This window comes from Pseudomonas sp. LAMO17WK12:I10, assembly GCF_900215185.1.
Classification (GTDB): Bacteria; Pseudomonadota; Gammaproteobacteria; order Pseudomonadales; family Pseudomonadaceae; genus Aquipseudomonas; species Aquipseudomonas chlororaphis.
The window spans coordinates 229,163-242,000 of sequence record NZ_OBDX01000003.1 but is presented as its reverse complement, the minus strand read 5'-3'; the positions used below and the strand labels follow the sequence as shown (position 1 = coordinate 242,000).

The following is a 12,838-nucleotide window of genomic DNA, read 5'->3' as shown; positions in this document are numbered from 1 at the left end:
CATCCTTTGCATTTAGAGAACGGGCACGGGTTGCTCCCATAGCGCCGTTAGCAAGGCCGCGGCGCTGGCGCCACGACAATCCACAACTTTCTCGGCCCCGGCGGCACGCGCCATCTCGGCGACCCGGGGGCTCGGTACAAACAACGGCAGCCGCGCCACCTGTGGCCAGGCCTCGCCGGCCAACTGCTGCAAGTGCTCGAAACCCTGCCCACTGCTGACCACCAGCCCATTCAAGCGTTCAGCTCGGATGCGTTGCATCAGGACCCCGTCGGCATAGCGCGGCAGGTCGCGGCGGTACAACTCCAGATAATCGACACTAGCACCTTGGCCGCGCAAACGCTCAGCCAGCAGCTCGCGGCCACCCTCCCCGCGCACGATCAGCACCCGCGGGTCGGGCCGTGCAATAGCCTCGCGCAACTGGGGAAGTTCAAGCAAGGCTTCGCTGTCATCGCCTTGCTCGGGGAAAAAAACATCCAGGCCGTGATCGGCCAGAATCTGCGCCGTGCCGGCGCCCACACTGAACCAGCGCTGGCTCGGCGGCTGCGGCCAGAACTGCTCGAGAAGTTGCACGGCCATTCGCGCGGCCGGCTTGCTGACCACGATCACCGCACAGTACAGGTGTAGATCAAGCACTGTGGCGCGTTGGGTATCGCCAAAAGGCAGGGCTTGGATTTCCAGCAACGGCAGGCTGCTGCTGAACACCCCCGCTTCGCCCAGAACCTCAGCCAGCAGCGCCGACTCGTCCGTGGGCCGGGTCAGCAGCACACGCCAGTCGCTCACTCTTCGCCAGCCTCGCCATAGACCGCGCGCAGAATATCGTCGGCGCCTTGGGCCAGCAGATCCTCCGCGACCTGCACGCCGAGCGCCGCCGCCGCGCTACGTGGAGCACGGGCCTCGGCGCTGAGCAGCACACCGCCGCTCGGTTCGCCGACCAGGCCACGCAACCACAGCTGATCGCCTTCAAGTATCGCATAGCAGGCGATCGGTACCTGGCAGCCACCATTCAGATGCTTGTTGAGGGCTCGCTCGGCGGTGACTCGATCCGCGGTATCGACATGATGCAGTGGCGCCAGCAGCTTATGGATCTCGCTGTCGGCCGTGCGGCATTCGATGCCCACCGCGCCCTGGCCGCCAGCCGGAAGGCTGTCGTCGACGCTGATCGAAGAGCTGATGCGATCTTCGAAGCCAAGACGGATCAAGCCCGCGGCGGCCAGGATGATGGCGTCGTACTCACCGGCGTCGAGCTTGGCCAGGCGAGTATTGACATTGCCGCGCAGGAAGCGGATCTGCAGGTCCGGACGACGAGCCAGCAGTTGCGCCTGGCGACGCAGGCTGGAGGTGCCCACCACGCTGCCCACGGGCAGGTCGTCGAGACTGGAATAGGTATTGGAGACAAAGGCATCGCGCGGGTCTTCACGCTCGCAGATGCAGAACAGGCCCAGGCCTTCGGGGAAGTCCATGGGCACGTCTTTCATCGAATGCACGGCGATATCCGCTTCGTTTTCCAGCAGCGCGGTTTCCAGCTCCTTGACGAACAGTCCCTTGCCGCCGATTTTCGACAACGGCGAGTCGAGCAGCTTGTCGCCGCGACTGACCATGGGCACCAGCGTCACGATCAACCCCGGGTGAGCGGCTTCCAGACGAGCTTTGACGTATTCGGCTTGCCACAAGGCCAAGGCACTTTTGCGGGTAGCGATGCGGATTTCGCGAGAGGACATGGATCAATCCGTACTGATGAAAATACGGCAGATGATAACAGCTCAGCCAAATCAGCTTTGACTTGTATCAGGAACTACAACCCCTCCCTGGCTGCAGGAACATTGCGGCGGGGCGCATGACCCGCCCGGCCGCCCGGATCTAGAGCTGCTGCATCATCTTGCGCACGCCGGCCACATGCCGTCGGCTGACGATCAACGCATCGCCATTGAGACCTTTGAGGAACAGCTGGAAATGCCCCAGCGGCGTACGCTGCAGGCGTTCGATGCGTTCACGGGCCACCAGGGCGTTGCGATGGATGCGTACGAAACGCTCGCCAAACTCGTCCTCCAGTGCCTTCAGGGGTTCGTCCAGCAGGACTTCGCCGCTTTCATGGCGCAAGGTCACGTATTTGTGGTCGGCAATGAAATAGACGACCTGATCCAGCGGGATCAGCTCGATGCCTTTGCGGGTCCGCGCACTGATATGGCTGCGAGGGCCGCTACCGCTTTCCGCGGCGGGCCGGGTCAAGGCCGCCAGTTGGACCCGGTTAGGGCGGTCGGCCTTTTTCAGCGCCTCGAGCAGATGCTCGGAACGCACCGGTTTGAGCAGGTGACCTACCTCGCTGACATCAAAAGCCTCAAGGGCGAATTCATCAGGGGCGGCACAAAACACCACGGCTGGCGGCGCTTCGCGCTCGCACAAACGGGCGGCAACCTGCAGGCCATCGAGACCCGGCATGCGGATGTCGAGAAGCACGATATCCGGCTTCAGGCTGTCGATCAGGGCCAATGCCTCTTCGCCATTGGTGGCGCTGGGCTCCAGGACACTGTATCCCTCAAGCTCACTGACCATGCGGCTCAGTCGCTCGCGGGCTAGGGGTTCGTCATCAACGATCAGGACATTCATATTGCGCTGGATTCCTGCGTGAGTCTCGCACAAGGATAGCGTAGACAGGTGAAGTGACGTCCGTCACGGCGATCCACGCTAAGACTAGTGCGAGGGCCAAAAAGTGCCCCACGACGGGCACCATTATTTACCCGGGCCTGCTCGATACCGTTCAAGGCCCGCCACTGCACGACATGGTCATGGGGACTGCTGATACAGGACACAAACACCCCCTTTCTTATAGTCGGCTTCCACCCCGATCGCCTCCCTCGCGAATCGCGAGGTGGCGGCGGGACCGGAGCGCATGCGACAACGGTTGCGTGATCAGCGACCAGACTCGATGAAACATCCGGGATTGCGCTGTTCCTTCAGTCCAACTGTAGACGGTTGCCAAGACGATATTGCTCTATCGATAAATATCGTTACATCACTCCTCGCACCCCGCCTTCGCTCGCCTAGTCTCTGCGCGCCCGAGGTCGGCGACAAGCGCCCGCGGCCCCCATGGCAGAAATAAAAACCTGCCGACCGGTGCCAGCTACAGGATTGGCAACCCTGTTATTATCCGCGGCAACTTTTCACCTCATTTCCCTTCCAGCCGATCACGAGCGAATTCATGAGCACTGACAAGACCAATCAGTCCTGGGGCGGCCGCTTCAGTGAGCCCGTCGACGCCTTCGTCGCCCGCTTCACCGCCTCCGTCACTTTCGACCAGCGCCTCTATCGTCACGACATCATGGGCTCGATCGCCCACGCCACCATGCTGGCCAAGGTCGGCGTACTGACCGATGCCGAACGCGACAGCATCATCGACGGCCTGAAAACCCTCCAGGGCGAAATCGAGGCCGGCACCTTCGACTGGCGCGTCGACCTGGAAGACGTGCACATGAACATCGAAGCACGCCTGACCGACCGCATCGGCGTCACTGGCAAGAAGCTGCACACCGGCCGCAGCCGCAACGATCAGGTCGCCACCGATATCCGTCTGTGGCTGCGCGACGAAATCGATCTGATCCTGGCGGAAATCACCCGCCTGCAAAAAGGCCTGCTGGAGCAGGCCGAGCGCGAAGCCGGCACCATCATGCCGGGCTTCACCCACCTGCAAACCGCGCAGCCTGTGACCTTCGGTCATCACATGCTGGCCTGGTTCGAGATGCTCAGCCGCGACTACGAGCGCCTGGTCGACTGCCGCAAGCGCACCAACCGCATGCCGCTGGGCAGCGCCGCGCTGGCTGGCACCACCTACCCGATCGACCGCGAGCTGACCTGCCAACTGCTGGGTTTCGACGCCGTCGGTGGCAACTCGCTGGACAATGTGTCTGATCGCGATTTCGCCATTGAGTTCTGCGCCGCCGCCAGCGTGGCCATGATGCACCTGTCGCGCTTCTCCGAAGAGCTGGTGCTGTGGACCAGCGCGCAGTTCCAGTTCATCGATCTGCCCGACCGTTTCTGCACCGGCAGCTCGATCATGCCGCAAAAGAAAAACCCGGACGTTCCGGAGCTGGTTCGTGGCAAGAGCGGCCGCGTGTTCGGCGCCCTGATGGGCCTGCTGACCCTGATGAAGGGCCAGCCCCTGGCCTACAACAAGGACAACCAGGAAGACAAGGAACCGCTGTTCGACGCCGCCGACACCCTGCGCGACTCGCTGCGCGCCTTCGCCGACATGATCCCGGCGATCAAGCCCAAGCACGCGATGATGCGCGAAGCGGCACTGCGCGGTTTCTCCACCGCCACCGACCTGGCGGACTACCTGGTGCGCCGTGGCCTGCCATTCCGCGATTGCCACGAGATCGTCGGCCACGCCGTGAAGTATGGCGTGGAGACCGGCAAGGACCTGGCGGAAATGAGCCTGGAGGAACTGCGCAAGTTCAGCGACCAGATCGACCAGGACGTGTTTGCCGTGCTGACCCTGGAAGGCTCGGTCAACGCCCGTGACCACATCGGCGGCACGGCCCCGGCTCAGGTCAAGGCGGCGGTGGTTCGCGGCCAGGCGTTGCTGAGCAGCCGCTAAAAGCTAACGCGGGCAAGCCACGCTCCAGATTAAGAGCGCGGCTTGCCCGCAGTCAGTGACCTGAAACCTTCCTACTTCTTGCTGGCGATCATCGCCAGGAACTGCGGCATCGCCGCGTCCTTGTCCGCCGCGACCCGCTGCACATTGGGCATCTGCTCCAGGCGCGCCATCAAGGCCTTGGCTGCCGGTATCTCGGCCAGATAATCCACACCGAACAGTTTCTGCCCTACCGCGCAGGCCAGGCTCACGCTGTACAGGAAATACAGGTCCGCCACGCTCAGGCTGCCGCCCGCCACATAAGGGGCGAACTTGCCGTGCCTGGCCAGCGAGGCGAATCCCAGCACCAACTCATTGCGGGACTTCTCCTTGATGGCCTCGGGGACCGCCATACCGAAGAACGCCTCGCCATAACAGGCCCGCGCCGGCAACTCGATGTAAAGCTCGATCTCCTTGGCCAACGCCAGCACCTGGGCACGCGCGAACGGGTCACTGGGCAGCAGCGCCGGCCCAGGCTGGCTTTCAAGGTATTCGAGGATCACGCTGGTTTCATTGATAAAACCCTGCTCCACCCCCAGCACCGGCACCTTGCCGCGCGGGCTGATGGCCAACGCCTCAGGGCTTTGCCCGGCGTAGAACGGCACCTCTTCGAAAGGCAGATCTTTTTCCAACAATGCCAGTTTCACCATGTTGTAGTAATTGCTGACGGCGAATCCATAAAGCTTGAGCATCACATAGCCTCCAGGCCGGGCGCGGGGTTGGCAGCCACTCTTATAGATCCTCGACAGCCGACTGGCCAGCAGCATCAGGCTCCTGAATACGGGTAAACTGGCGACCTTTCCTTGAGGAGCCTGCCATGAGCGAGCCAACCCCCGGTACCAGCAACGACGACAGCGACGAAGAAGCGTTCGCCGAAAACACTCTGATCGAAGCGATCGAAAACCAGATCGAAAGCGACAACCCGCCCGCGGCCAAGGCCACCTTCAACAAGCTGACCCTGGTCGGCTATGAGCGTGACGAAATCCTCAACCTCATGGCTCACGTCCTGGCGGTGGAAATCGACGCGATCCTCGAAGAAGACCGCGCGTTCGACACCCAATGGTACGAAGCCGCGCTGCGCGCCCTGCCCGAGCTGCCGCCCGAGAAGAAATAAGCCCGCCACGCCTCGCGTCCGCCCCTAGCCGGCGCGATGGCGAGCCTTGACTACACTGGTACGCGCCCTGCGGCCAAATACCGCCGCCCAGGGGCGTAAAAGTCCGCAGCGGACACTGGACAGGCTGCCCAACTGCGGTCACCTTAAGGACGCTGTCGTCTAATTCCTAGAAAGTCTGGAGTCCTTATGTCGTATACCCCTGAGTTGGTTGCCGAACTGGAAATCCTTGCACTCTTCAACCTGGACAGTTCCCAGGAAGGCCTGAAAATCCATCAGACCGCTGCCCCCCAAGCTATCGCCGCCGCACGACGCCTGTTCGAAAAAGAGCTCATTACCCAGCCCGATGGTGGTTACCTGACCAGCCTGGGCCGCGATGCCGCTGAGCATGCCCAAGGCCTGCTGACCATTTTGACGGTCAAAGAAGCCGCCTGAACGCTCTCCCCTACGGCCCTCGGAATCCCCGCCTGTCGGATTCCGCGGGCAAGCTCCAGTTGCCCGCTGGAACTCTGACGTCAAAAATAAAATTCAGCTTAAAGCTCGCCCTCGACTGGCTGTAAACTCCTCCGCCTATAAGACTTCCCACGTTCAAGCTTCTCGAGCCTGTTTGAATGACCCGCACCCATGAAATCCGCCCAGATCTGGACGAGGGAATCGATCGCAAGGTTCTCAGCCAGCTGCGCGCGCGCTTTCTGAAGCTCAACGAAGGGCGCCTGGGCCGGGCCATGGAGGGGTTGTCGCCGCGCCAGCAACTGGTGCTCAACCTGTTGCCGCTGTTCTTTCACGTCAACCACCCGTTATTGCCGGGTTATGTGTCGGGCGGCACGCCCGCCGGGCTGTCGAACTACGAACCCGACACGCCGACGCTCAACGAAGCCCAGCGCCTGACCCGTTCGTTTTCCTATAAAGCCCGGCCCGGCAACGCACCACGCCCTATCCATGGCCTGTTCCTGATGGGCAGCCTGGGTACCCTGGCCCAGGCTGACCAGAGCGATATGGATGTATGGGTCTGCCATGCGCCCGATCTCGGCGAAAACGAACTCGCCGAACTGCGCAAGAAATGCCTGCTGCTGGAAACCTGGGCTGCCAGCCAGGGCGCTGAGGCGCACTTCTTCCTGATCGATCCCAGCCGCTTTGTCCGTGGCGATCGCGACACCCAACTGAGCTCGGACGATTGCGGCACCACTCAGCACTATCTGCTGCTGGACGAGTTCTATCGCACCGCCATCTGGCTGGCCGGGCGTACGCCACTGTGGTGGCTGGTGCCGGTGTACGAAGAAGCCCGCTACCAGCAGTACACCCATACGCTTTTGTCCAAGCGTTTCATCCCTGCCGACGAAAACCTCGACCTTGGCCATCTGGCCCATATTCCGCCGGGCGAATTCATCGGCGCCGGGCTCTGGCAGTTGTTCAAGGGCATCGAGTCGCCGTACAAGTCGGTGCTCAAGCTGCTGCTGACCGAGGTCTACGCCAGCGAACACCCGCGTGTGGAATGCCTGAGCCTGCGCTTCAAACAGGCGGTGTTCGCCAATCGCCTGGACCTCGACGAGCTGGACCCGTACATCGTGGTCTACCGGCGCATCGAGGAATACCTCAAGGCCCGTGGCGAACCGGAGCGCCTGGAGCTGGTACGGCGTAGCCTGTATCTGAAGGTCAACCGCAAGCTCACCGGCAACAACGGCGCGCGCAACCCCAGCTGGCAGCGCTCGCTGCTCGAACGGCTGGCCCACGAATGGGGCTGGGATCAACGCCAGCTGGCAATGCTCGACAGCCGCAGCCAGTGGAAAGTCCGCCAGGTCAGCGCCGAACGCCGGGCCCTGGTCAACGAACTGAACTACAGCTACCGCTTCCTGACGCAGTTCGCCCGTAGCGAGCAGACCCTCGGCCTGGTCAACAAGCGCGACCTGAATATCCTCGGCCGCCGCCTGTACGCGGCCTTTGAACGCAAGGCCGGCAAGATCGAGTTCATCAACCCCGGCATTGCCCCGGACCTGGCCGAAGACACCCTGACCCTGGTGCAGTCGCCCAACAAGAAAGAACCGGGGCAAACCCACTGGGGCCTGTACAACGGCAGCCTGACTGCCCTGGAGTGGGAACACTTCGCGCCGATCAAGCGCAGCCGCGAACTCCTGGAGCTGCTGACCTGGTGCCATCGCAACGGCGTGATCGACAGCAGCACGCGCCTGGCACTGCACCCGGGCAGCAGCGACTTGAGCGAGTTCGAGCTGTTCAATCTGCTGGGCAGCCTGCAACAGACCATCGCCCTGCCCCTGGGCACCGTCAGCGAAGAACGCCTGCTGCACAGCAGCGCGCCCAGCGAAGTGCTGATCCTGGTGAATGTCGGCCGCGACCCGCTCAAGCATCACCGCGACCTGAACATCCTGATGACCACCGAGCGCACCGACTCTTTGAGCTACGCCGGGGTGCGGGAAAACCTGGTGCTGACCCTCGACCAGGTGACGCTCAACAGCTGGAACGAGGTATTAGTCGGCCGTTACGACGGCGCCCATGCCCTGCTCGACTGCCTGCGCGACTACCTCAACAACCTGCCGCGCGGCCCTGAGCAACCGAAGCTGCGAGTGCGCTGCTTCTGCCACAACCGCGCGCAGTTCATTGCCCAACGGGTCGAAGAGCTGTTCGACACGGCGCAGAACCTGTTGCTCAGCCAGCTCAACCACCGCTACCTGATCCAGGTCCAACAGCATTACCACGTGCTGGAGCTGGTGCCGGGCCAGGTCAATCATGTGGCACTGGCAAGCCTGCCAGCGTTGATCGACTACCTCGGCGAAGAACAGTCGAGCTACAGCCCGCTGCACCTGGACCCAATGGCTCTGGAAGAACACGACCTGGCGCTGATCCTGCCGATGGGCCAGCCCGACTGCATCCAGGTGTTCTACCGTGTCGTCGAGGCTCAGGCCGAGCTGTACGTGCTGGATGAATTCGATGCGCTCTGGCAGCAACGCCTGCCCTACCACGACGAACAGAGCCTGCTGGTTCCCCTGCAACGCTTCCTGCAGTCGATCCTCTACCGGCGCGATGCCCAACTGCCAATGGAGGCCTCCCAGGTTCTGGTGCCGCTGGATATTTTGTATTACCAGATATTGCCCTCAGGCAGCACCAGGGCCCGTCGAATCGAGCCACGCCCGGCACCACAGACACCAGCGAACAAAGCCTTTTATGACGTGCAGGGCATCATCGGCAAAGCCGCACCGGGGCAGGTGCAGGTCACTCTGTATTGCAATCAACGGGAGTTTTCCGAGCTGGAGCATGGCGACCAGCTGTTCGCCGCGGTCGCCCAGGAGATTGTCGGCCAGCGTCGCGAAACCGAGCGCTATCGCTGCTATATCACCGACCTGGACCTGTCCGGCCTGCTCGGTGACCACCATGGCTCAAGCAATCTCTACCTGCGCTACAAGGCCGACCTGGAGCGCGCCTTGAACGACGCACTCGAGCAGGTCTAGCCGGTCAGCGGCGCCCTTCAGAGGTGAAAGTCGCCAGCCGCTTCGGGTTGGTATTCCACTTCCAGCAGGGTCAGCTTCAGGGTCTTGCCGCCGGGCGCCGGCCAGTCGATGTACTGCCCGACCTGCAAACCGAGCAAGGCGCTGCCCACCGGCGCCAGGATAGAAATCCGGCCCTCGTCGGCGTTGGCGTCCTGCGGATACACCAGGGTCAGGTGATAGTCCTTGCCGCTGCCCTCTTCGCGGCAATGCACACGCGAATTCATGGTCACGACACCAGGCGGGACTTCATCGTGGCCCACCAGGGTTTCGGCGCGATCCAGCTCGGTCTGCAACGCAATGACGCCAGGCAGCGTGTCGTCCAGGCTGTCGATCAGGCGCTCCAGACGCTGCACGTCGAGGCGGGTGAGAATGATGGAAGGTGCGGTGCTCATGATCCAGGCAGACTCCTTTTTTCGGCACAAAAAAGCAAAACCCCGTCCAGATAAGACGGGGTTTTCACTGGCCTCGATGTGGCGAGGCGTAACCGGACACTACCACAGCAGCACAAATAAACAAGCCGCCGGGCTTTTGTGCCCGGGCTAGCCCATACCGGGCGCCGCCGCCCGCTTGCGCTCCAGCGCCTGGCGACAGATGACTCGACGTCGCTCATCGTCCGCCGAGCGCCATTCGCGAATGTCTTCGACATGCCGGAAACAGCCCTTGCAGACTTTTTCCTCATCCAGCCGGCACAGGCTGATGCAGGGCGAGGCTACGGCCGGGCTGACATTGCTGTACAACGGCTTGGGCGGGCGCGCCGGGGCGGTTGGCGTCACGGTTTCAGAGCCCTTCGAACTCGAGCTTGATATCGGCCTGCTCGAGGACGATGCGCTCGAGCATTTCGCCCAGCTGCTCTTCGCTCTTGTCGCACATCCAGCGCTCGCTTTCTTCGTCGTAGTCGAAGTGGAAACCACCGGAGCGCGCGGCCAGCCACAGCTGGCGCAGCGGTTCCTGGCGGCTGAAGATCACCTGGCTGCCGTTTTCGAACTTGACGGTGAGCACACCGGCGGAGCTCTCCAGATCGATATCCAGGTCACTCTCCTCGAAAATGTCCTCCAGCGTCTGCTGGGTGGCATCGACCAGGTCGTGGAAACGGGCTTCAGTCAAACTCATTGCGGGAACCTCGAAAAGTGTCTACTCACGCTCAAGCGCCGCAAGATACGGGCGCATCCGGGCGAATGCAAAGGATACCGTCCAAGGGCGCGGGCGGCAGAGAAAATATCCCCGCGGCCGCCACGCCCAGCCCCTGCGCCCGGGGCAAAGGCCCGCCAGACGGGTGTTCCAGCGCATAGGCAAGCCGTCGGGTGGCCGGTATACTCGGGCGCAATTAACGCATTCTCAAGGATTTCGCCATGAAGCGCCTGATCTCTTCCCTTGCTGCGCTCGTCGCGGTTGCCTGCCTTGTCACTGCCTGCGGTCAAAAAGGCCCGCTGTATCTTCCCGATGACAGCAAATCCCCTGAAGACCAAGGTCACTCGCAGTCGCATAAGCACGACACCAACTAAGGGAACCCCATGGACGCTTTTAACTACCGCGGCGGGCAGCTGTTCGCGGAAGGTGTAGCGTTGTCCGCCATTGCCGAGCGCTTTGGCACGCCGACCTACGTCTATTCCCGAGCGCATATCGAAGCGCAGTACCGCGCGTACGCCGATGCCCTCGCCGGCATGCCGCACCTGGTCTGCTTCGCGGTAAAGGCCAACTCCAACCTGGGTGTACTGAATGTCCTGGCGCGTCTGGGCGCCGGTTTCGACATCGTCTCCCGGGGCGAGCTGGAACGCGTCCTGGCCGCTGGCGGCGCGGCCGACAAGATTGTCTTCTCCGGTGTCGGCAAGACCCGTGACGACATGCGTCGCGCCCTGGAAGTCGGCGTGCACTGCTTCAACGTCGAGTCCAGCGACGAGCTGGAACGCCTGCAACAGGTCGCCGCCGAACTGAACGTTCGCGCGCCGGTTTCGCTGCGGGTCAACCCGGATGTCGATGCTGGCACCCACCCGTACATTTCCACCGGCCTGAAAGAAAACAAGTTCGGTATCGCCATCGCCGATGCCGAAGACGTGTACATCCGCGCGGCACAGCTGCCGAACCTGGAAGTGGTCGGCGTCGATTGCCATATCGGCTCGCAACTGACCACCCTAGCGCCCTTCATCGATGCCCTCGACCGTCTGCTGGACCTGGTCGACCGCCTGGGCGAGTGCGGCATCTACCTGCGCCACATCGACCTCGGTGGCGGCCTGGGTGTGCGTTATCGCGATGAAGAGCCACCGCTGGCCGCCGACTACGTCAAGGCCGTGCGCGAACGCCTCGATGGCCGCGACCTGGAACTGGTCTTCGAACCCGGCCGTTTCATCGTCGCCAACGCCGGGGTACTGCTGACCCGGGTCGAGTACCTCAAGCACACCGAACACAAGGACTTCGCCATCGTCGACGCGGCCATGAACGACCTGATCCGCCCGGCCCTGTACCAGGCCTGGATGGACGTCAGCGCCGTGCGCCCGCGCGATGGCCAGGCACGTACCTACGACATCGTCGGCCCGATCTGCGAAACCGGCGACTTCCTGGCCAAGGAACGTCAGCTGGCCCTGGAAGAAGGCGACCTGCTGGCCGTGCATTCGGCCGGTGCCTACGGTTTCGTCATGAGCTCCAACTACAACACCCGCGGTCGCGCTGCTGAAGTGCTGGTCGATGGTGAACAGGCTGTTGAAGTGCGTCGCCGCGAGACGGTAGCCGAGTTGTTTGCTGGCGAAAGCCTGCTGCCGGAGTAAAACCATGCTGCTGCGTTTTACCAAGATGCACGGCCTGGGCAATGACTTCATGGTCCTCGACCTGGTCAGCCAGCACGCGCACATCCTGCCCAAACATGCCAAGCAATGGGGCGATCGCAACACCGGAGTCGGTTTCGACCAATTGCTGATCGTCGAGGCGCCGAGTAATCCGGACGTGGATTTCCGCTACCGGATCTTCAATTCCGACGGCTCCGAAGTGGAGCAATGCGGCAACGGTGCGCGCTGTTTCGCCCGTTTCGTGCTGGACAAGCGCCTGACCACCAAGCGCCAGATCCGCGTCGAGACCAAAAGCGGCATCATCGAACTGGATGTGCGCGACGACGGTCAGATCAGCGTCGACATGGGCGCGCCACGCCTGGTGCCCGAGCAGATTCCGTTCGTGGCGCCGGCCCAGGCCCTGAGTTACCAGGTCGAAGTCGATGGCCAGACCGTCGAATTGGCCGCGGTGTCCATGGGCAACCCCCATGCGGTGCTGCGGGTCAACGACATCAACAGCGCGCCGGTGCATGAGCTGGGGCCGAAGATCGAACTTCACCCGCGCTTCCCGGCCCGGGTCAATGTCGGCTTCATCCAGGTCATCGACCGTCAGCGCGCGCAGCTGCGGGTCTGGGAACGTGGCGCCGGGGAAACCCAGGCCTGCGGTACCGGCGCCTGCGCTGCCGCAGTGGCCGCGATCAGCCAGGGGTGGATGGATTCGCCGCTATTGATCGACCTGCCGGGCGGGCGCCTGTCCATCGAATGGGCAGGCCCTGGCCAACCGGTGAAGATGACCGGCCCGGCAGTGCGCGTATACGAAGGACAGGTGCGTCTTTGAATGAGC

At 62.7% G+C, this 12,838-nt stretch carries 14 protein-coding genes; 7 read left to right on the top strand and 7 right to left on the bottom strand.

The genetic code is table 11. From position 1 onward, the window contains the following. Positions 1-12: 12 nt before the first annotated feature. The 3 genes from CRO75_RS05620 to CRO75_RS05610 all read right to left on the bottom strand — a co-directional run bounded on the left by CRO75_RS05620 (position 13) and on the right by CRO75_RS05610 (position 2,604). Entirely contained in the window at positions 13-780 is a 768-nt protein-coding gene (locus CRO75_RS05620; protein ID WP_097134678.1) for a uroporphyrinogen-III synthase, read from the bottom strand. Beyond that, on the bottom strand, positions 777-1,718 hold the full coding sequence (hemC, locus tag CRO75_RS05615) for a hydroxymethylbilane synthase (protein ID WP_097134677.1): 942 nt from the start codon (positions 1,716-1,718) through the stop codon (positions 777-779). The genes CRO75_RS05620 and hemC overlap by 4 nt, the downstream gene beginning before the upstream one ends. 139 nt (positions 1,719-1,857) lie before the next feature. Further along, positions 1,858-2,604 (bottom strand): LytTR family DNA-binding domain-containing protein, encoded by a 747-nt coding sequence (locus CRO75_RS05610; RefSeq protein ID WP_016703190.1) that lies wholly within the window; start codon positions 2,602-2,604, stop codon positions 1,858-1,860. Positions 2,605-3,196: 592 nt separating this feature from the next. Here CRO75_RS05610 and argH point away from each other — a divergent pair. Continuing rightward, positions 3,197-4,591 (top strand): argininosuccinate lyase, encoded by a 1,395-nt coding sequence (gene argH / locus CRO75_RS05605; protein WP_097134676.1) that lies wholly within the window; start codon positions 3,197-3,199, stop codon positions 4,589-4,591. Between the two features lie 71 nt (positions 4,592-4,662). Here the strand turns inward: argH and CRO75_RS05600 are convergent, their stop codons facing one another. Further along, on the bottom strand, positions 4,663-5,319 hold the full coding sequence (locus CRO75_RS05600) for a glutathione S-transferase (protein ID WP_097134675.1): 657 nt from the start codon (positions 5,317-5,319) through the stop codon (positions 4,663-4,665). 125 nt (positions 5,320-5,444) lie between these two features. On the opposite strand from CRO75_RS05600, the gene CRO75_RS05595 reads away from it, so the two are divergent. From CRO75_RS05595 to CRO75_RS05585, 3 genes are all read left to right on the top strand, one after another. After that, on the top strand, positions 5,445-5,741 hold the full coding sequence (locus CRO75_RS05595) for a hypothetical protein (protein ID WP_007926685.1): 297 nt from the start codon (positions 5,445-5,447) through the stop codon (positions 5,739-5,741). 186 nt (positions 5,742-5,927) lie between these two features. Continuing rightward, entirely contained in the window at positions 5,928-6,173 is a 246-nt protein-coding gene (locus CRO75_RS05590) for a TIGR02647 family protein (RefSeq protein WP_007926676.1), read from the top strand. 176 nt (positions 6,174-6,349) lie between these two features. Continuing rightward, complete coding sequence (locus CRO75_RS05585) at positions 6,350-9,199, top strand: class I adenylate cyclase (protein ID WP_097134674.1); 2,850 nt, start codon at positions 6,350-6,352, stop codon at positions 9,197-9,199. Between the two features lie 17 nt (positions 9,200-9,216). On the opposite strand, the gene rnk is transcribed toward CRO75_RS05585, so the two are convergent. The 3 genes from rnk to cyaY form a co-directional block, all read right to left on the bottom strand. Continuing rightward, entirely contained in the window at positions 9,217-9,630 is a 414-nt protein-coding gene (gene rnk, locus CRO75_RS05580) for a nucleoside diphosphate kinase regulator (protein WP_007926672.1), read from the bottom strand. Positions 9,631-9,777: 147 nt separating this feature from the next. Then, positions 9,778-10,011: a DUF1289 domain-containing protein gene (locus CRO75_RS05575; protein WP_053263079.1), complete on the bottom strand. Its 234-nt coding sequence runs from the start codon at positions 10,009-10,011 to the stop codon at positions 9,778-9,780. Between the two features lie 4 nt (positions 10,012-10,015). Next, entirely contained in the window at positions 10,016-10,348 is a 333-nt protein-coding gene (gene cyaY, locus CRO75_RS05570) for an iron donor protein CyaY (protein WP_007926670.1), read from the bottom strand. 239 nt (positions 10,349-10,587) lie between these two features. Between cyaY and CRO75_RS05565 the strand changes: the two genes are divergently transcribed. The 3 genes from CRO75_RS05565 to dapF are packed head-to-tail and all read left to right on the top strand — an operon-like array spanning position 10,588 to position 12,832. Continuing rightward, a complete protein-coding gene (locus CRO75_RS05565) occupies positions 10,588-10,740 on the top strand; it encodes a lipoprotein (protein ID WP_007926668.1) in 153 nt (50 codons plus the stop codon). 9 nt (positions 10,741-10,749) lie between these two features. Next, on the top strand, positions 10,750-11,997 hold the full coding sequence (gene lysA, locus CRO75_RS05560) for a diaminopimelate decarboxylase (protein ID WP_062824263.1): 1,248 nt from the start codon (positions 10,750-10,752) through the stop codon (positions 11,995-11,997). A gap of 4 nt (positions 11,998-12,001) precedes the next feature. Further along, positions 12,002-12,832 (top strand): diaminopimelate epimerase, encoded by an 831-nt coding sequence (gene dapF / locus CRO75_RS05555; RefSeq protein ID WP_097134673.1) that lies wholly within the window; start codon positions 12,002-12,004, stop codon positions 12,830-12,832. Positions 12,833-12,838 lie beyond the last annotated feature (6 nt).

Excerpts from the sequence above, each read along its gene's own strand:
- hemC (WP_097134677.1), bottom strand. The coding sequence starts at position 1,718 with ATGTCCTCTCGCGAAATCCGCATCGCTACCCGCAAAAGTGCCTTGGCC.
- CRO75_RS05610 (WP_016703190.1), bottom strand. The coding sequence starts at position 2,604 with ATGAATGTCCTGATCGTTGATGACGAACCCCTAGCCCGCGAGCGACTG.
- argH (WP_097134676.1), top strand. The coding sequence starts at position 3,197 with ATGAGCACTGACAAGACCAATCAGTCCTGGGGCGGCCGCTTCAGTGAG.
- CRO75_RS05600 (WP_097134675.1), bottom strand. The coding sequence starts at position 5,319 with ATGCTCAAGCTTTATGGATTCGCCGTCAGCAATTACTACAACATGGTG.
- CRO75_RS05595 (WP_007926685.1), top strand. The coding sequence starts at position 5,445 with ATGAGCGAGCCAACCCCCGGTACCAGCAACGACGACAGCGACGAAGAA.
- CRO75_RS05590 (WP_007926676.1), top strand. The coding sequence starts at position 5,928 with ATGTCGTATACCCCTGAGTTGGTTGCCGAACTGGAAATCCTTGCACTC.
- CRO75_RS05585 (WP_097134674.1), top strand. The coding sequence starts at position 6,350 with ATGACCCGCACCCATGAAATCCGCCCAGATCTGGACGAGGGAATCGAT.
- rnk (WP_007926672.1), bottom strand. The coding sequence starts at position 9,630 with ATGAGCACCGCACCTTCCATCATTCTCACCCGCCTCGACGTGCAGCGT.
- cyaY (WP_007926670.1), bottom strand. The coding sequence starts at position 10,348 with ATGAGTTTGACTGAAGCCCGTTTCCACGACCTGGTCGATGCCACCCAG.
- CRO75_RS05565 (WP_007926668.1), top strand. The coding sequence starts at position 10,588 with ATGAAGCGCCTGATCTCTTCCCTTGCTGCGCTCGTCGCGGTTGCCTGC.
- lysA (WP_062824263.1), top strand. The coding sequence starts at position 10,750 with ATGGACGCTTTTAACTACCGCGGCGGGCAGCTGTTCGCGGAAGGTGTA.
- dapF (WP_097134673.1), top strand. The coding sequence starts at position 12,002 with ATGCTGCTGCGTTTTACCAAGATGCACGGCCTGGGCAATGACTTCATG.